The following is a 16,323-nucleotide window of genomic DNA, read 5'->3' as shown; positions in this document are numbered from 1 at the left end:
AGTCGCGCCGAAGGGGTGGCCTGTTCACTCCGACAGGGCACGGCGCATAGGGCCGTCACGCGGGCATACGCCACAATTGGGCCGTGCCGTCCGACACCACCGAGCCCAGCGAGAGTCCCGGCGACGAGAAGCGTGTAGTCGCCGGGCGATACCGGTTGCGCTCGGTCATCGGCTCAGGGTCGATGGGCACGGTCTGGTCGGCTTACGACGAGTTCCTGCACCGTCCGGTCGCGGTCAAAGAGGTCCGCCTCCCGCCCGGCGTCCCGGCCTCGCAGGCCGACGAACTGCGCGAACGGACCCTGCGCGAAGCCCGCGCGATCGCCGTGCTGAGTCACCCGAACGTGATCATCCTGCACGACGTCGCGCGCGAGAACGACGAACCGTTCGTGGTCATGGAGCTGCTGCCGTCGCGCAGCCTCGCGCACATCCTGCGCGACCACGGGCCGCTGACGGTCGAGCAGGCGGCGGCCGTCGGCATCGCCGTGGCGTCCGCGCTCGAAGCCGCGCACGCCGCCGGGATCACCCATCGTGACGTCAAACCGGGGAACGTCCTGGTCGCGGGGGACGGGCGCATCAAGCTCACCGACTTCGGCATCGCGCGCAACGTCTCCGAAGCCACCATGACCCGCACGGGGATGATGCTGGGCTCCCCCGCCTACATCGCACCGGAGGTCGCCTCCGGCGGCGCCGTCGTTCCCGCCGCCGACCTGTGGGGTCTCGGCACGACGCTGTTCGCCGCCATCGAGGGCTCGCCGCCCTACGACGCCGACGGCGACCCGCTCGAAACGGTCGGCAAGGTCGTCAACGGGAAGGTGCCGAAACCCGGCCCCGGTCCGCTGGCCGACGTGATCGGCGCGCTCATGAAGAAGGAGCCGTCGAAGCGGATCACGCTGCGCGAGGTGCGGCGCCGCCTGTACCCGTTGCAGGCCAAGACACTCATCGACCTCTTCCCCGCGGAGCTGTTCCACACGCCCGACGGCAAGAAGACCACCGCGCATCTGGACGCGACCGACACCCAGGTGATCAAGCCGGTCAAGCCGGAAAAGCCGGGCGAGGGGACGAGTTCGGCACTCGCCGCCGACCCCGGTCCGCTGCCGTTCCTGAACCAGCCCGCCGCGGCGCCGTCCCCTCCGGCCGAACTCGCGCCGATGCCGACCGTCTCCCCGCCGCCACCTCGCCGGCCGGGCCGGTCGCCGGCCGCCATCGTGGTGCTGACGCTCGCGTCGATCGTGCTCTTCCTGCTGGCCGCGGGCGGCGGGTTCGTGCTGGCCAGGACCGCCGGCGGGCAGGAGCTGCGGCCGCCGGAGAAGGTGCAGCAGGGCGACACGATCGTCACTCGGCCGCCGCCGAAACTGATCACGCAGCAAGGTGACGCCAGCACGGTGAACGGTCTCAAGGGCGGCCGGTTCAGCATCGGTGTCCCGGAGGGCTGGCAGAAGTTCGTCGCCCCGCACGTCACCAGAGGGACACCGAGCACCGTGGTGCAGTACGTCTCGCCCGACGGCCGCCAGGCCATCCGGCTCGAGCGGCTGAACGGTTTCCTGTCGAGCAGCTCGCCGCCCGCCTACCTCAGCTGGCTCAAGAGCCAGCATCCGGAGATCGCCCTCATCGGCGAGCCCACCACCGTGCCCGGCCGGGGGGACGACAGCCAGCGGTACACCTACCGGACGACCGAGCGCGCCACCGGGAACCGGGACTCCGCGAACGAGAGCATCACCCGCACGACGTACATGGACCTGTTCAGCGAAGGCACGGACCTCTGGATCCTTTCGGTGACCTCGCCGATCGAGCAGGAGAACTCCGCGAAGACGGCGATCTTCGAGCCCGTCGCGCTTTCGCTCGTCATCGACGACTAGCCCCCTTCGACCTGGTCATCGCGCGCTGGATGCACCTCGAATCCCGCGAGCACCGGATTCACCCACTGGCGACCGGCCCGCTCCTGGCGCTCACCCTCTTCCTGTCCCCGTTCGGGCCGGTGGCGTTCCTGCTCGGGCGAGCCGTCCGGATACGCTCGTCGCATGAGTGAGAACGAGGTCGCGGCGGCCGCCGCCATCGCCGAGCGCACCGGCGTCGAGAAGCACGACATCGCCGTCGTGCTCGGTTCGGGCTGGCGCCCGGCGGCGGACGTCATCGGGGAGCCCGAGGCGGAGATCCCGCTGGGCGAACTGCCCGGATTCGTCGCGCCGGGCGCGGTCGGGCACGGGGGAACCGTCCGGTCGGTCCGCGTCGGCGGGAAACGCGCGCTGATCCTGCTGGGTCGCACGCATTTCTACGAGGGCAAGGGCATCGATCCGGTCGTGCACAACGTGCGCACCGCCGCGGCGGTGGGCGCCAGGACGGTGTTGCTGACCAACGCCGCGGGCGGCCTGCGCGAGGGTTTCCGGGTCGGACAGCCGGTGCTGATCTCCGACCATCTGAACCTGACCGCGCGTTCGCCGATCGTCGGCGCGCACTTCGTCGACCTGACGGATCTCTACTCGAAGCGGCTGCGCGACATCGCGCGCGAAATCGACCCTTCGCTGGAAGAGGGCGTCTACGCGGGGCTGACCGGACCGCATTTCGAGACCCCGGCGGAGATCCGCATGCTGCGGACGCTCGGCGCCGACCTCGTCGGCATGTCGACGGTGCTGGAGGCCATCGCCGCCCGCGCCGCCGGGGTGGAGGCGTTCGGGCTTTCGCTGGTGACCAACCTGGCGGCCGGGATGACCGGGGAGCCGCTGAACCACGAAGAGGTTCTCGAAGCGGGCCGCCAGTCGGCCACCCGCATGGGCACCCTGCTCAAGGAACTCGTCGCCCGCGCCTGAGACTTCGCGCGGGCAGGCCCCCTTCCCCCGGCTGAGCGGAGAAGGGGGCCTGCCCGCATCCATATCAGCCGGCGAACTCGGGCAATCGCAGTGCGACCTCCGCGGGCGAAGGCATCGCGGCGACCTCGTCGGCGAGCTTCCGCGCCGTGCCGTGCACCGTTTCGTCGGTGAGCAGCTCGCGCGCCTGTTCGGAGATGAGATCCTCGACGACGTCGGCGCCGATCAGCCGCGTGCCCACCCCGGCCGCGACGACGGCTTCGGCGTTGGTGAACTGATCCGCCCCCTGCGGCAGCACCAGCTGGGGCAGCCCGGCGCCGAAGGCACCCAGCGTCGTCCCACTGCCACCGTGGTGGACCACGAGGTCGACGTACGGCAGGAGATCGACCTGCGGCACCCAGACCTCGACCCGGACATTGCCAGGGAGTTCGCCCAGCGCCGCCGGATCCACCGTCGGTCCCGCCGCGACGAGGACGTCCGCGTCGAGCCGCGCGAGACCGCCGATGGCCCGTTTCAACACGTTTTCGTCGCCGAAGGCCGTCCCGAGGGTGAGGTAGATCAGCGGACGGCTCTTGTCCCGGCCGACCACGCCCGCCGGGAGGTCTCCCGGTTCGGCCCAGCCGACGGGACGCAGCGGGATCCGGTTCGCTTCGGCCAGGAACTCCGGCGCTTGCACCGATTCCGGGCAGATGTCGACGACAGGATCGCCGAAGGACGGCAGGTTCACGCCTTCGAATCCGACCTCCGCGGCGAATTCCCCGAGGCGGCCGTACATGACGTCCAAGACGTCATCCGGGGAGAAGCGGCCGAAACCGTGCCCGATCGCGGGAATGCCGGCGAGGTGGGCGGCGATGGCGCCCCCGGCGTTGCCGATTTCGTAGACGACGAGATCGGGCCGTTGCCGCTCCAGCAACGGCGTGAGATCGGCGACGAACCGCCGAGGCAGCACATTCCCGAACACTTCGCCGATAATGGGATGAAACGACTCGGGCGGAGTGTCGGAGGCGTGGGGCTTGAGAGCGTCGGGCCCGGCGACCGACTCGAACGCCTCCCGTATCCCGAATCCGGCGCTTTCCACGGCCAGACCGGCCTTTTCGACGGTCGTCAGCATGTCGTCACCGGTGGCGAACACGACTTCGTGCCCGGCGTCACGAGCGGCGACGGCGAGCGGTAGTAGGGGATAGAGATGACCATGACTCACCAGAGAAGTGAAGATCAAGCGCACCCTCCCCAACGTACCCGTAGGCTGACTCGGTGACGACTTCCTTGACCTCGGATCTCCGGGATCGGGCCTTCCGCTGGATCGCCGACGATCCGGACGACGATTCCCGCGTCGAACTGCAGAACATCCTCGCCCGCGCGATGGGCGGCGAAGCCGGTGCGGCGGACGAACTCGCGGACCGGATGGCCGGCCCGCTCGAATTCGGCACCGCCGGGCTGCGCGGCCCGGTGCGGGCGGGCCCCAACGGGATGAACGTCGCGGTCGTCACCCGGACGACGGCCGGGGTCGCGGCCTGGCTGGTCGCGCAAGGGCATCCGGGCGGGGTCGTGGTGGTCGGCCGCGACGCGCGGCACGGTTCGGAAGCCTTCGCCAAGGCCGCCGCCGAGGTGCTGACGGCCGCCGGATTCGTGGTGAAGGTGCTCCCCGGTCCGCTGCCCACCCCGGTGCTCGCGTTCGCCGTCCTGGAACTCGGCGCGGTCGCGGGGATCCAGATCACCGCGTCGCACAATCCCCCCGCCGACAACGGTTACAAGCTCTACGACGCCTCGGGCGGCCAGATCGTGCCGCCCTCGGACGGTCAGATCGAGCGGGCCATCGAAGCCGCCCTCCCGGCGATCAGCGTGCCGCGGGAGCCGGGCGCCGAGGTGCTGGGCGACGAGCTCCGCGACGCGTATCTCGCGAAGGTCGCGCTTCTGCCACGCGGCCCGGAGCGCGAAGTCAGGGTCGCCGCGACGGCGTTGCACGGCGTCGGCGCGGACACCTTGCGCGCGGCGTTCGACCGCGCCGGTTTCGGCGATCTCCACTTGGTCGCGGAGCAGGCCACGCCCGATCCCGACTTCCCGACGGTCGCCTTCCCCAATCCGGAGGAACCGGGCGCGACGGATCTGTTGCTGGCGCTGGCGTCCGAAGTGGACGCGGAGCTGGCGATCGCGCTCGACCCCGACGCCGACCGCTGCGCGCTGGGCGTGCGCGAGCGGGACGGTTCGTGGCGGATGCTGCGCGGTGACGAAACCGGTGTTCTGCTCGGTTGGCACATTCTGTCCACTGTGGACAAAACCGTCGGCACGGATCCGCTGGTGGCCACGACGATCGTGTCCTCGTCGATGCTCGGCGAGATCGCGAAGGAGTTCGGAGCGCGTTACGCGGAGACGTTGACCGGCTTCAAATGGCTCGTCCGCGCGGGCGAAGGCCTCGTGTTCGCCTACGAAGAGGCGCTCGGTCTCTGCGTGAACCCCGGTTTCGTGCGCGACAAGGACGGCATCTCCGCCGCCGTGTTCGCCGCGGGGCTGGCCGCTTCCCTGCGCGCGGCGGGCCGCGGACCGCTGGACGTCCTCGACGAACTGGCCGTGAAGCACGGAGTGCACGTGACGGATCAGGTCTCGCTACGGGTCACCGATCTGTCGGTGCGGGAGCGGCTGATGGCCGGGCTGCGCGGCGCTCCCCCGGCGTCGCTGGGCGGCGGCGACGTCACGATGGAAGACCTCCTGCCCGACGCCGACGTCCTCCGCCTGACCGGCGAAGGCCTGCGCGTCGTCATCAGGCCGTCCGGAACCGAGCCGAAGCTGAAGGCGTATCTCCAGGTGAAGGAGCCGGTGTCCGGCGATCTCGCCAACGCACGCGCCGCGGCGGACGCACGCCTGGCCGCGGTCCGGGCCGACATCGAGTCCCGGCTGACCTGACGTGCCGAGGTTGCTGATCGTCCACCACACGCCGTCGCCCTCGACGCAGGAGATGTTCGAGGCCGTGCTCTCCGGCGCGAACCATCCGGACATCGAGGGCGTCGACGTGGTGCGCCGCGCGGCGTTGGGCGCGACCGTGCCCGACGTCCTCGATGCCGATGGCTACCTGCTCGGCACCCCGGCGAATCTGGGTTACATGTCCGGCGCGCTGAAGCATTTCTTCGACACCGTCTATTACCCGTGCCTGGATTCCACGCGCGGACGGCCGTTCGGGTTCTTCGTGCACGGCGACAACGACACCTCGGGCACCGTGCGCGGAATCGAGGGCATCACCACCGGACTCGGCTGGGAGAGCGCGGCTTCTCCGGTGCTCGTCACCGGAAAACCGGGCAAAGCGGAGTTGAAAGCCTGCTTCGAACTGGGCGGCACCCTGGCCGCCACGCTCATGCCCTGATCCCTCCACGCAATTCGTCATCTGGTCGCGCATACGCGACCAGATGACGAATTGCCCTGTAAAAGTAAGGGGCCTGTCACCGGAAGCCCTGGGGGTCGACCTCCGGCAACAGGCCTAGGCCAAGGGTTCGCCGTGACGGCGATCAACCTTGGCTGCCTAAGCGTACTACATCCGGCACGATCTTGTGCACCCGCCCGGAAAAACGCCTCTCACTCCGGTGTCCGTGCACCCCCAGGGCACGGATTCCGGAGCGAGAGGCCGAAACACGGAACGAAACCGCTTGACAACTGTAAACCACTGCATACATAGCCTGTCAACAGCTGCGGACAGGACGGATCGCGTTACACTCCGACCACGGAACAGGACCTTGGAACGGATGGGGGGTCATGTCGCCGTACCAGACCTTCGCCCAGAAACTGAGCGCGCTGATCGATTCGGCGCGCGCGAACGAAGGCGCCCCGCACAGCTATCGCGAGCTGTCCGCGGCGATCGATCGCGCCGGCGGGCCCACCATGTCGCCCGCGTACCTCCAGCAGCTCGCCACGGGCAAACGCGTCAATCCGAAGATCCACTACGTCGAAGCGCTGGCGAAACTGTTCGGGGTACCGATCACCTACTTCTTCGAAGATCAGGAACCGCACCCCGTCGGAGAGGCGAAGCTCATGGCCATGCGCGCGCAGGAACTCTCCCCGCAAGGCCGGCGTCAGGTCATGGACCTGCTGGAACTCGTCGAACGGTACGAACGCGCCGAACGCGACCAGCCGGGCGAAAGCCGATGAAGGAACGGGAACTCCGCAAACGCTGCCGCAAGATGCTGAACAAGCTCGACATCGAACCACCGCTCGACGTCGGCGTGCTCTGCGAGCGGCTCGGCGAGCAGCGGGGCAGGCCGATCCGGCTGATGCCGTATCCGCTGGAGGTGCCGGGTCCCTTCGGCTGCTGGATCGCCACCGGTTCGGCGGACTACATCTTCTTCCAGCAGGAGACCACGAAGTCTCATCAAGACCACATCATCCTGCACGAACTCGGGCACATGCTCGCCGATCACCATCCCGGCGGCGACGCCGAACCCGCCGATTTCCTGCGCGGCCCGGCCACCGGTCTGGACAGCGACGCGGTACACCGCGCTTTACGCCGCACCTCCTACGATGAGGCGCACGAATGGGAAGCCGAGACCGTGGCGACCATCATCCTCGAATGGGCGTCGGTCTTGAACTACACGATTCCCCGTCGCGCCGACGACGATGACGTCCGCCGTGTCCAAGGCGCGCTGGGCGACCATCAAGGGTGGCTGTGAATTCGCTGTTCTCCCCGCTCAACGTCGTGGCGATGGTGTTGTTCGCGACCGCGCTCGCCTGGCGGATCTACCAGACGTACCGGGCGCCCCGGCGGCTGCCGAACTGGGCGATCACGGTCACGATCGTCTGCGTCGCCGGCTCCTTCCTCGCCCAGCAGAAGGTGGTCTCCGGCTGGCTGGACGGGCTGACGGGCAAAGGCACCGGACGCCTGGTCAACAACATCCTGCTCGCCATCGGGGTGTGCGCGCTGTTGATCGTGTTCCTCGGTTCCGAGCTGGGACCGCGCCGGCCGGGACGGGTGCTCTTCGAGCTGATCCCGCTCTCCGGCGCGATCGCGCTGATGCTGGTCGCGATGGCCATCACCCCGCCGGGGGTGCGAGGGCTCGCGCTGAGCCCGAAGCTCGTGCACGAGCCCGGCGTGGCGTTGTTCTACCTGGGCGCCGGGAGCTACCTGATCTACGGCCTCGCCGCCTGCGCCTGGTGGATCTTCCGGTACGTCCGCGCGGCGGACCGGCATCTGAAGACCGGGCTGAAACTCGGTGCCGCCGGGCTGATCTGCCTTGCGGTGGGCAGTGTCTTCCGCGCGCTGTACATCGTGATCGCGTGGGCGTTCGGGCCGTCGATCCCGCTTCTGCTCACCGTCGCCGTTCCGCTGGTGCTCCTCGGAAGCGTGCTCTTCCTCGCCGGGGTCACCTATCCGGGTGTCCGCGCGCGGTTCGCCGCGCTGCGACGCCGCCGCCAGCACCAGCGCCACCACGACGAGCTCACCCCGTTGTGGACCGCGTTGGCCGGGGTCTACCCGAACATCGTGCTCCGGACCACGCCGCAGGGACGGTGGGAGCGGTGGCGCCCGCGCACCGTCCACCGCCGGTACTACCGCCGCGTGATCGAGATCCGCGACGGGCTCGTCCAGCTGAGCCCCTATCTGGACACCGATCTGACCGCGCTCGCCGCCGACGATCCCCGCGCGGCCGCGGAGGCGCTGAAGACGGCGATCGCCCGGCAGACGGCGGGTGAAGAGACCGACGGGCGCGCGAAGCTCGTGCTTCCCGGCGGCGCCGCGGACATCGAATCCGACGTGCGGCCGCTGCTCGCCCTCTCCGCCGCCGTCTCCGGGAGCACACCATGACAGCGCAGTTGCTGGTGACGGCGAGCCGGATCCTGCCGCGCCCGGGCACACCTCTCGAAGACGGCGCCGTTCTCGTCGAGGGTGACCGCGTCCTTGCAGCGGGTCTTCGCGCCGAAGTCGCCCCGCGGGCGGCACCGGACGCCGAAAGGCTCGATTTCCCGGGCTCCACCTTGCTGCCCGGGCTGTTCAACGCCCACGTGCACCTAGCGTTCGACGCCACGCACGAGATGTTGCCGAACTTCTTGGCGAGCGAAGACGAAGCGCTGCGCGCAGGTGCCAAAGACCGGCTGGGACAGCTGTTGCGCAGCGGCGTCACGACGGTGCGAGACCTCGGAGATCGCGACGCGCTGGGCGCGCGGGTCCGCGCGGAGCTGGCGGCTGAACGGGTCGCCGCTCCCCGTCTGCTGACGGCGGGCACTCCGCTGACCGTCCCTAGTGGACACTGCCATTTCTTCGGTGGCGAGGTCGCGGACGACGCCGCGATCCGGGCTCTGATCGACGCCGACGCGGCCGCCGGCGCGAACGTGATCAAGGTGATGGCCAGCGGTGGCCAGATCACCGAGGGCGGCGCGGACATGTGGGAGTCGCAGTTCGACGTCCGGGCGCTGCGCGTGATCGTCGAACACGCGGCGCGCCACGGGCTTCCGGTCGCGGCGCACGCCCACGGCGCCGACGCGATCGAAGCGTCGGTCGAGGCGGGCGTCCGCACCATCGAGCACTGCACGTGGCTGACCGGGCCGCAGCGGCAGGACAGGCGCGAAGACGTCGCCCGCCGGATGGCGGCCGAGGGTATCGCGGCGTGTTCGACGAGCAGCCGCAACTGGCGAATGCTGGCCGAGCGCATGGGCGAGGAACTCGCGAAGACCGTCTACGGCCGCCTCTCCTGGCTGGAGGAACTGGGCGTCCCACTCCTGGCGGGGACGGACGCCGGGTTGCCCGGTTCGGTCTTCGACGACCCCGTCGGCGCTCTCGAACTCTACGAATGGCTCGGTTTCGGACGACGCCGGATCCTCGAGATCGCGACCGAGGACAGCGCCGCCGGCCTCGGCCTCGGCGACGTGACCGGGCGGCTCGCCGCGGGCCTGAGCGCCGACGTGCTGGTGGTGGACGGCGATCCGCTCGCCGATCTTTCCGCGCTCCGGAACGTCCGGCTGGTCCTTGCGCGCGGAGTGGTCGTGAGTGGTGTTTCGGGTTAGCACCCCGGAGCCGTCCTGCCTGGGCGGCGGATCCGACCGCCGCGTACGGCGTGGCCTTCCCCTGAGGAAAGCGGTGGAAACGGCTCGTTAAGCTTGCTGACGTGCCTGAATACCTGCCGACAGCCCCCGCCAAGGGGACCCGCGACTTCCTGCCCGCCGAGATGTCCGTCCGGACGCAGGTGTTCGGTCATCTCTACGACGTGCTCGAACTGCGCGGTTTCCTCCGCTACGACGGGCCGATCCTCGAACCCGCCGAGATCTACGAGCGGAAGTCCGGACAGGAGATCGCGGACCAGCAGCTGTACACGCTGACCACCAAGGGCGGCGAGCGGCTGGCGCTGCGCCCGGAGATGACGCCGTCGGTCGCCAGGATGATCGCGGGAAACGCGAAGTCGCTGCAGTTCCCGGTGCGCTGGTACAGCCACCCGAACTGCCACCGCTACGAGCGGCCGCAACGTGGCCGGGTCCGCGAGCACTGGCAGATCAACGCGGACATCTTCGGTTCGGACAGCGCGAACTGCGAGATCGAGATCTTCGAGCTCGTCCACGACATGATGAGCGCGCTCGGGGCGACCCCGGACCTGTTCCAGGTGCGGGCCAACGACCGGAACCTGCTCTCGTCGGCGCTCACCGACATCGTCGGCGTGACCGCGGAGCAGCTCCCGCGGGTGTTCACCCTGGTGGACCGCTGGGAGAAGTCGGAGCGGACGAAACTCGGCGACCTCGCGGCCGAGATCGGGCTGACCGACAAGCAGTTCCGGAAGCTGACCGAGACCCTGTCGTCCGGCGCGGCTCTGCTCGACGAGCTGCCGGAGCAGGTCAAGGAGAACTCGAACCTGGTCAAGGTGCTCAACAGCGGCGCCGCGGACCTGATCACCTTCGACCCGATGATCGTGCGCGGGCTCGCGTACTACACGTCGACCGTGTTCGAGGTCTTCGACACCTCGCCGGAGAACCGCCGTGCCCTCTTCGGCGGCGGCCGGTACAGCGACCTGGCGTCGTTGTTCACGTCGCAGCAGATCCCCGGGATCGGCTTCGGCATGGGCGACGTCACGCTGATCGACTTCCTCGACACCCACGGCCTCACCCCGAAGCCGCGCAGTGAGGTCGATGTCGCGGTGATCCCGGTGGTCGAGGAACTCACGGACGCCGCGCGCGCGGTCGCGGGACGGCTGCGGAAGGCCGGTCTGCGCACGTCGACACCCGTCGAACTCCGCAAGCTGGGCAAGGAACTCACCCGGGCCGACAAGGCCGGGGCGCGGGCCGTGGTGATCGTCGGCCAGGAGGACTGGGACGCCGGGAACGTGACCGTCCGCGGTCTCGAGACCCGCGAGCAGCGGACGGTGGCCCTCGACGGCGTGGTCCCGGCGGTCACTTCCCTGCTCTGACACGGCGAAGCCGGCGCCCCTGACCGGGCGCCGGCTTCGCCGTGTTCAGCGTGACAGCAGGCGCATGGCCGCTTCCGGGTAGCGCTCCCCCGCGACCGCGTCGGCCGGTACCGCCTCCTCGATCGCCGCCACGTCCTCGGCGGTCAGCTTCAGACCGACGGCCGCGACGTTCTCTTCGAGGTACTTACGCCGCTTGGTCCCCGGGATCGGCACGACGTCCTCACCCTGCGCCTGCACCCAGGCCAGCGCGAGCTGCCCGGCGGTGACGCCCTTTCGCTCGGCCAGCGCGCGCAGCGCCTCGACCATCGCCAGATTCCGCTCCAGGTTGCCTTCGGCGAAGCGCGGCTGCGTCGTCTGCCGGAAGTCGCCTTCCGCGAAGTCCTCTTTGGACTTGAAGCGGCCGGTGAGGAAACCGCGGCCCAGCGGGGAATACGGCACCAGTCCGATACCGAGCTCACGGCAGACCGGGACGACCTCGTTCTCGATGTCACGCGACCACAGCGACCACTCGGTCTGCACGGCCGTCACCGGATGCACGGCGTGCGCGCGCCGGATCGTCTCCGGACCGGCCTCGGACAGCCCGACGTGCCGGATCTTGCCCTGTTCGACCAGCGACGACAGCGCGCCCGCGGTCTCCTCGATCGGCACGTCCGGGTCGACGCGGTGCTGGTAGTAGAGATCGATGTGATCGACGTTCAACCGGCGAAGCGACGCCTCGACCTGTTGGCGCACATAGAACTCGTCGCCCCGGATCCCGCGTTTCGAGGGATCGGCCTCGTCACGCACGATGCCGAACTTGGTCGCCAGCACGACCTGATCCCGCTTGCCCGCCAGCGCGCGGCCGACCAGTTCCTCGTTGCGGCCGAAACCGTACATGTCGGCGGTGTCGATCAGGGTGACGCCCAGTTCGAGCGCGCGATGGATCGTCGCGATCGATTCGGTGTCGTCACCTTGGCCGTAGAACTCGCTCATGCCCATGCAGCCGAGCCCTTGCGCGCCGACTTCCAGCGTGCCGAGCCCGCGTGTGGGCAGGGTGGAACCCGTCATGATCTCTCTCGCCCTTCTTTCGGTGTCACTTACCGGCGGCGCGGGCGAACCGCTCGGGATAACGCTCACCGGCGATCGCCTCGGCGGGCGCGGCCTTTTCGATGGCCTCGATGTCCGCTTCGGACAGTTCCAGCTCCGCCGCGGCGGCGTTCTCTTCGAGGTACTTGCGGCGTTTGGTGCCCGGGATAGGCACGACGTCGTCGCCCTGGGCCTGCACCCAGGCCAGCGCCAGTTGCCCGGCGGTGACGCCCTTCCGCTCGGCCAGCGCGCGCAGCGCCTCGACGATCGCCATGTTGCGCTCGAAGTTGCCCTCGGCGAACCGGGGCAGCCCGCGGCGCATGTCGTCCGACGGCAGGTCCTTCACCGACGTCACGCTGCCGGTGAGGAAACCGCGGCCCAGCGGCGAGAACGGCACGACGCCGATCCCCAGCTCGCGGACGGTCGAGAGGATCTCGCCTTCGATGCCGCGAGTCCACAGGGACCATTCGCTCTGCAGCGCCGTCACCGGGTGGACCGCGTGCGCGCGACGGATCGTGCCGGCACCGGCTTCGGAGATCCCGGCGTAGCGGATCTTCCCCTCGCTCACCAGCTCCGCGAGCGCGCCCCAGGTCTCCTCGACCGGCGTGTCCGGGTCGACCCGGTGCTGGTAGTAGAGGTCGATGTGGTCGACGTTCAGCCGTCGAAGCGACTCTTCGCAGCTCTGCTTGACGTACGCCGCGTCACCGCGAGCGGACATCCCACCGTCCTTGTCCCACACGATGCCGAACTTGGTCGCCAGCACGACCTGGTCCCGCTTGCCCGCGATCGCGCGGCCGACCAGCTCCTCGTTCGCTCCGGCGCCGTAGACGTTCGCGGTGTCGAGGAGGGTCACGCCCAGTTCGAGGGCGCGGTGGACGGTGGCGATCGACTCCGTGTCGTCGTCGCGGACGCCGTAAGCCTGGCTCATCCCCATGCAACCGAGCCCCTGCGCCCCGACCTCCAGGCCGCCGAGCCTTCTGGTGCTGATCACGCTGAAATTCCCTCCACGGTGGCACCGGTGCCGAGCACCTTGCGCTCCACCTGGTCGTAGTGGTCGATCTTGTAGTCGAGGATGTCGAGACAGGTCTGCAACTCGGCGATCCGGTCGGCGACCGATTCGCGCTGGTCGACGAGGATCGCCTTGCGCCGCCCCGCGCTCGCCGCCCCGTGGTGGCGCAGGGAGGCGTACTCCCGCATCCGCTTGATGGGCATGCCGGTCAAGCGCAGCTTGGTCAGGAACCCCAGCCACCCGAGGTCGTCGTCGGTGTAGGCGCGGCGCCCCGCGGCGTCCCGCGCCGGGGGCTCGACGAGTTCGATGCGCTCGTAGTACCGGAGAGTGTCGATGGACAGTCCGCTACGTCGCGCGGCTTCCGCTATCGAGTAGCTCATGCGAACGACACTACGACCTGGAGTGCGCTCCAGGTCAACCGCGAATCCGAGCGATTGATAACAGCGTTGCGTTACCCTGGCCGGCATGCCCCGCCCCAAGACGCACGACGAGAGTCTCCGGCTGAAACTACTGGACCGCGCCGGTGAGCTCATCTCGGCCGACGGCCCGAAGGCACTGAGTCTCCGCAAACTGGCCGCCGACGTCGGCACGTCCACCACCGCGGTCTATTCACTCTTCGGCGGGAAGACCGAGCTCGTCGGTGCCCTCTTCGCCGAGGGCTTCCGGCGCTTCGGCGTCCGGATGTCCCGGGTCACCCTGAGCGGCGACCCGGTCGAGGACCTCGTGCGGCTCGGCGTCGCGTACCGGGAAAGCGCGCTGGCCGATCCGCATCTCTACGCGATCATGTTCACGAAGTCGGTACCGGGTTTCGAACCGGCGAACGAGACCGCCGAGCAGGCTCGCGCCACGATGGCACCGCTGGAGGAGACGATCCGCGAGGCCATCGCCGACGGCGTCTTCGCCGACCTGCCGCCCGAGGTCGTCACCGTGGCGTGCTGGGGCTTCGTGCACGGGCTGGTGTCGCTGGAGCTGAACGGGAACCTGCCGGAGAAGTTCACCGTGAGCACCGCTTACGAAACCGCGCTGCGGGCGAACGCCTCGGGCTGGCTGCGCCGCGTTTAGCGGGCTGAACGCGGTCCGGCCGGCCGACTGCGCTGGCCCGGCGGCGCGTTCACGTCGGTCGACAGTCCGTGAAGGTCTCCTTGAGGGACCCAGAGTCCCTCAAGGAGACCTTCACGGACTCTTGCGACCCGTCCCCCGGTGAGCGCGTCGCGTTTAGCGGGCAGAACGCGATCCGTAGAGAGTGACCGGCGGTGAAGGCGGGTCAGACGGCCCCGTACTGCCGGTCCCCCGCGTCCCCGAGGCCCGGCACGATGAAGCCGGAATCGTTCAGCCGCTCGTCGATGCTCGCGGTCACCACCCGCAGCGGCAGCCCGGTCTTCTCCAGGTGCTCGATGCCCTCGGGCGCGGCGAGCGCGCAGATGGCGGTGACGTCGGTGGCGCCCCGATCGGTGAGCAGCCGGATCGTGTACTCCATCGAGCCGCCGGTCGCGAGCATCGGGTCGAGCACCATCACCGGCCGGTCGGCGAGCGATTCGGGCAGCGACTCCAGGTACGGCGTCGGCTTGAGCGTCTCCTCGTCGCGGGCGAGGCCGACGAAACCCATTTGGGCGTCCGGGATCAGCTTGTGCGCCTGATCCGCCATCCCGAGCCCGGCGCGCAGCACCGGCACCAGCAACGGCGGGCTCGCCAGCGCGTAGCCGTCGGTGCGGGCCACCGGCGTGTGGATCCGTTCGATCCGCACAGGCATGTCGCGGGTGGCTTCGTAGACCAGCATGACGGTCAGTTCGTGCAGCGCCGCGCGGAAGGCGGCGCTGTCGGCGCGCGCGTCGCGCATGGTGGAGAGCCTGGCCTTGGCCAGCGGGTGATCAACGACGTGCACATCCATGCCGGTCAATTTAGCCGTCGGTTTTGCCGCGCGAACCACCCGACCCAACGGCGCTGCCAGGGCATCTCCACCGAACGCTTGTCGTGGTTGGCCCGCGCCCACGCCACCGCCTCGTCGGCGCTCAGCCCGGAAAGGGTGGCGAGACAGGACAGCACCGTGCCGGTCCGCCCCACTCCGCCGTAACAGGCGACCTCGACGGCTTCGCCCGCCGCCGCCCGGGTGTGCAGGTCGACGATCCGGTGCCGCGCCTCCGCCCAGTCCGCCGGCAGGAGGAAGTCGGGCCAGCGGATCCACGCCCGTTCCCAGTCCATTTTGTGCTCGTGCTTGCGGCGCAGCTTCGCGCCGCCCAAATACAGTCCGAATTCCGGTGAAGGTCCCTCTGGCCAGGGACGACCCAGGCCCCGTCCACGTACCTTCATCCCATCCGGCAGCTCCAGGGCGCCGGGTAGTGCGTTCCCCATCACCGGATGATGCCAGTGTCGACCACAAGTCGGACGCTCGGCCTTCCCGTCGGCGCTAGGCTCCTGCGGGTGAGTGAAGAGCCGGCCCTGCCGGGCCCCGAACAGATGCGCATCTCCGACGCCGACCGTGAGCAGGTCGCGCAGGTGCTGCACGCGGCGATGTCCGAAGGGCGCATCACCATCAACGAGCTGGAGGAACGGCTCACCATCGTCTACGCGGCCAAGACCGTCGGCGACCTCAAGCCGGTCACCGCGGATCTGCCGCAGTCCCGTTCGGCGATCCAGCCGTCCGCGTCGCGCGCGCTCGGCCTGCCCGACGATCGCATCGGCGGGCATCCGGGCTCCGGCGCGTCGATCGCCGTCATGTCCGGCGCGTCGCGCAAGGGCAGCTGGGTCGTTCCCTCGCAGCACAACAGCTTCGCGTTCTGGGGCGGCGCCGAGCTCGATCTGCGGCACGCGCGGTTCGCCGAGAAGCATTCGACGATCACCGCGGTCGCGATCATGGGCGGGATCGACATCATCGTGCCCGACGACATCAACGTGGACGTCACCGGAATCGGCTTCATGGGTGCCTTCGAGCTGGAGGATCGCGCCGGGACGCCCCCGGCGCCGCCGACCGCGCCGACGGTGAAGATCACCGGCCTGGCGTTCTGGGGTGGTGTCGTCGTGAAGCGGAAACCGCGTAAGAAGGACGTATCCGAACTGGAAGCCTGACTTGGACCGGGGGTCATCA

At 69.4% G+C, this 16,323-nt stretch carries 18 protein-coding genes; 11 read left to right on the top strand and 7 right to left on the bottom strand.

What is annotated here, in order from left to right; all coding sequences use genetic code 11:
* Positions 1-83: 83 nt before the first annotated feature.
* Positions 84-1,856 carry a serine/threonine-protein kinase gene (locus P3102_RS04230; RefSeq protein ID WP_276366678.1) on the top strand — a complete coding sequence of 591 codons (1,773 nt, stop codon included), beginning with the start codon at positions 84-86 and terminating at the stop codon, positions 1,854-1,856.
* Here the strand turns inward: P3102_RS04230 and P3102_RS04225 are convergent.
* A complete protein-coding gene (locus P3102_RS04225) occupies positions 1,853-2,020 on the bottom strand; it encodes a hypothetical protein (protein ID WP_276366676.1) in 168 nt (55 codons plus the stop codon). The genes P3102_RS04230 and P3102_RS04225 overlap by 4 nt on opposite strands.
* On the opposite strand from P3102_RS04225, the gene P3102_RS04220 reads away from it, so the two are divergent.
* Positions 2,019-2,804: a purine-nucleoside phosphorylase gene (locus tag P3102_RS04220; RefSeq protein ID WP_276366674.1), complete on the top strand. Its 786-nt coding sequence runs from the start codon at positions 2,019-2,021 to the stop codon at positions 2,802-2,804. The two genes, P3102_RS04225 and P3102_RS04220, sit on opposite strands and share 2 nt — an antisense overlap.
* A 64-nt stretch (positions 2,805-2,868) precedes the next feature.
* Here the strand turns inward: P3102_RS04220 and P3102_RS04215 are convergent, their stop codons facing one another.
* Positions 2,869-4,026, bottom strand: a complete 1,158-nt coding sequence (locus tag P3102_RS04215) for a glycosyltransferase (protein ID WP_276366673.1) — start codon at positions 4,024-4,026, stop codon at positions 2,869-2,871.
* Between the two features lie 29 nt (positions 4,027-4,055).
* Here P3102_RS04215 and P3102_RS04210 point away from each other — a divergent pair, with 29 nt between their 5' ends.
* The 7 genes from P3102_RS04210 to hisS all read left to right on the top strand — a co-directional run bounded on the left by P3102_RS04210 (position 4,056) and on the right by hisS (position 11,167).
* The gene (locus P3102_RS04210; protein ID WP_276366671.1) at positions 4,056-5,702 is read left to right on the top strand and encodes a phospho-sugar mutase; all 1,647 of its coding nucleotides are present in this window, start codon (positions 4,056-4,058) and stop codon (positions 5,700-5,702) included.
* Position 5,703: 1 nt separating this feature from the next.
* Complete coding sequence (locus P3102_RS04205; RefSeq protein ID WP_276366670.1) at positions 5,704-6,156, top strand: NAD(P)H-dependent oxidoreductase; 453 nt, start codon at positions 5,704-5,706, stop codon at positions 6,154-6,156.
* 386 nt (positions 6,157-6,542) lie between these two features.
* Entirely contained in the window at positions 6,543-6,935 is a 393-nt protein-coding gene (locus P3102_RS04200) for a helix-turn-helix transcriptional regulator (protein ID WP_276366668.1), read from the top strand.
* On the top strand, positions 6,932-7,453 hold the full coding sequence (locus tag P3102_RS04195; protein WP_034304696.1) for a hypothetical protein: 522 nt from the start codon (positions 6,932-6,934) through the stop codon (positions 7,451-7,453). The genes P3102_RS04200 and P3102_RS04195 overlap by 4 nt, the downstream gene beginning before the upstream one ends.
* A complete protein-coding gene (locus P3102_RS04190) occupies positions 7,450-8,583 on the top strand; it encodes an MAB_1171c family putative transporter (RefSeq protein ID WP_276371614.1) in 1,134 nt (377 codons plus the stop codon). The genes P3102_RS04195 and P3102_RS04190 overlap by 4 nt, the downstream gene beginning before the upstream one ends.
* Positions 8,580-9,779: an amidohydrolase family protein gene (locus tag P3102_RS04185; RefSeq protein ID WP_276366667.1), complete on the top strand. Its 1,200-nt coding sequence runs from the start codon at positions 8,580-8,582 to the stop codon at positions 9,777-9,779. The genes P3102_RS04190 and P3102_RS04185 overlap by 4 nt, the downstream gene beginning before the upstream one ends.
* 101 nt (positions 9,780-9,880) lie before the next feature.
* Entirely contained in the window at positions 9,881-11,167 is a 1,287-nt protein-coding gene (hisS, locus tag P3102_RS04180; protein WP_276366665.1) for a histidine--tRNA ligase, read from the top strand.
* A gap of 45 nt (positions 11,168-11,212) precedes the next feature.
* Here hisS and P3102_RS04175 read toward each other — a convergent pair whose 3' ends face one another.
* The 3 genes from P3102_RS04175 to P3102_RS04165 are packed head-to-tail and all read right to left on the bottom strand — an operon-like array spanning position 11,213 to position 13,621.
* Positions 11,213-12,214, bottom strand: a complete 1,002-nt coding sequence (locus tag P3102_RS04175; RefSeq protein ID WP_276366663.1) for an aldo/keto reductase — start codon at positions 12,212-12,214, stop codon at positions 11,213-11,215.
* 25 nt (positions 12,215-12,239) lie between these two features.
* Positions 12,240-13,223, bottom strand: coding sequence for an aldo/keto reductase (locus P3102_RS04170; RefSeq protein ID WP_276366662.1), 984 nt, complete (start codon positions 13,221-13,223; stop codon positions 12,240-12,242).
* Positions 13,220-13,621: a MerR family transcriptional regulator gene (locus P3102_RS04165; RefSeq protein WP_276366660.1), complete on the bottom strand. Its 402-nt coding sequence runs from the start codon at positions 13,619-13,621 to the stop codon at positions 13,220-13,222. Before P3102_RS04165 ends, P3102_RS04170 begins: the two co-directional genes overlap by 4 nt.
* Positions 13,622-13,706: 85 nt before the next feature.
* On the opposite strand from P3102_RS04165, the gene P3102_RS04160 reads away from it, so the two are divergent.
* Entirely contained in the window at positions 13,707-14,303 is a 597-nt protein-coding gene (locus P3102_RS04160; protein WP_276366659.1) for a TetR/AcrR family transcriptional regulator, read from the top strand.
* A gap of 202 nt (positions 14,304-14,505) precedes the next feature.
* Here the strand turns inward: P3102_RS04160 and upp are convergent, their stop codons facing one another.
* Together upp and P3102_RS04150 are read right to left on the bottom strand one after the other, a co-directional pair.
* The gene (gene upp / locus P3102_RS04155; RefSeq protein WP_276366657.1) at positions 14,506-15,129 is read right to left on the bottom strand and encodes a uracil phosphoribosyltransferase; all 624 of its coding nucleotides are present in this window, start codon (positions 15,127-15,129) and stop codon (positions 14,506-14,508) included.
* Positions 15,130-15,134: 5 nt separating this feature from the next.
* Positions 15,135-15,590, bottom strand: coding sequence for a protein-tyrosine phosphatase family protein (locus P3102_RS04150; protein ID WP_276366656.1), 456 nt, complete (start codon positions 15,588-15,590; stop codon positions 15,135-15,137).
* 105 nt (positions 15,591-15,695) lie between these two features.
* Here P3102_RS04150 and P3102_RS04145 point away from each other — a divergent pair, with 105 nt between their 5' ends.
* Positions 15,696-16,304, top strand: coding sequence for a DUF1707 domain-containing protein (locus P3102_RS04145; protein WP_276371613.1), 609 nt, complete (start codon positions 15,696-15,698; stop codon positions 16,302-16,304).
* Positions 16,305-16,323 lie beyond the last annotated feature (19 nt).

The sequence above is a fragment of the Amycolatopsis sp. QT-25 genome, assembly GCF_029369745.1.
Taxonomy (GTDB): Bacteria; Actinomycetota; Actinomycetes; order Mycobacteriales; family Pseudonocardiaceae; genus Amycolatopsis.
Note: the sequence above shows the minus strand (reverse complement) of the source record. Positions and strands in the feature narration are given on the sequence as shown.

Bases quoted from the DNA above. Each gene is read 5' to 3' on its own strand.
- P3102_RS04185 (WP_276366667.1), top strand. From the start codon at position 8,580: ATGACAGCGCAGTTGCTGGTGACGGCGAGCCGGATCCTGCCGCGCCCG.
- P3102_RS04165 (WP_276366660.1), bottom strand. From the start codon at position 13,621: ATGAGCTACTCGATAGCGGAAGCCGCGCGACGTAGCGGACTGTCCATC.
- P3102_RS04200 (WP_276366668.1), top strand. From the start codon at position 6,543: ATGTCGCCGTACCAGACCTTCGCCCAGAAACTGAGCGCGCTGATCGAT.
- upp (WP_276366657.1), bottom strand. From the start codon at position 15,129: ATGGATGTGCACGTCGTTGATCACCCGCTGGCCAAGGCCAGGCTCTCC.
- P3102_RS04175 (WP_276366663.1), bottom strand. From the start codon at position 12,214: ATGACGGGTTCCACCCTGCCCACACGCGGGCTCGGCACGCTGGAAGTC.
- P3102_RS04150 (WP_276366656.1), bottom strand. From the start codon at position 15,590: ATGGGGAACGCACTACCCGGCGCCCTGGAGCTGCCGGATGGGATGAAG.
- P3102_RS04220 (WP_276366674.1), top strand. From the start codon at position 2,019: ATGAGTGAGAACGAGGTCGCGGCGGCCGCCGCCATCGCCGAGCGCACC.
- P3102_RS04195 (WP_034304696.1), top strand. From the start codon at position 6,932: ATGAAGGAACGGGAACTCCGCAAACGCTGCCGCAAGATGCTGAACAAG.
- P3102_RS04160 (WP_276366659.1), top strand. From the start codon at position 13,707: ATGCCCCGCCCCAAGACGCACGACGAGAGTCTCCGGCTGAAACTACTG.
- P3102_RS04225 (WP_276366676.1), bottom strand. From the start codon at position 2,020: ATGCGACGAGCGTATCCGGACGGCTCGCCCGAGCAGGAACGCCACCGG.
- P3102_RS04145 (WP_276371613.1), top strand. From the start codon at position 15,696: ATGCGCATCTCCGACGCCGACCGTGAGCAGGTCGCGCAGGTGCTGCAC.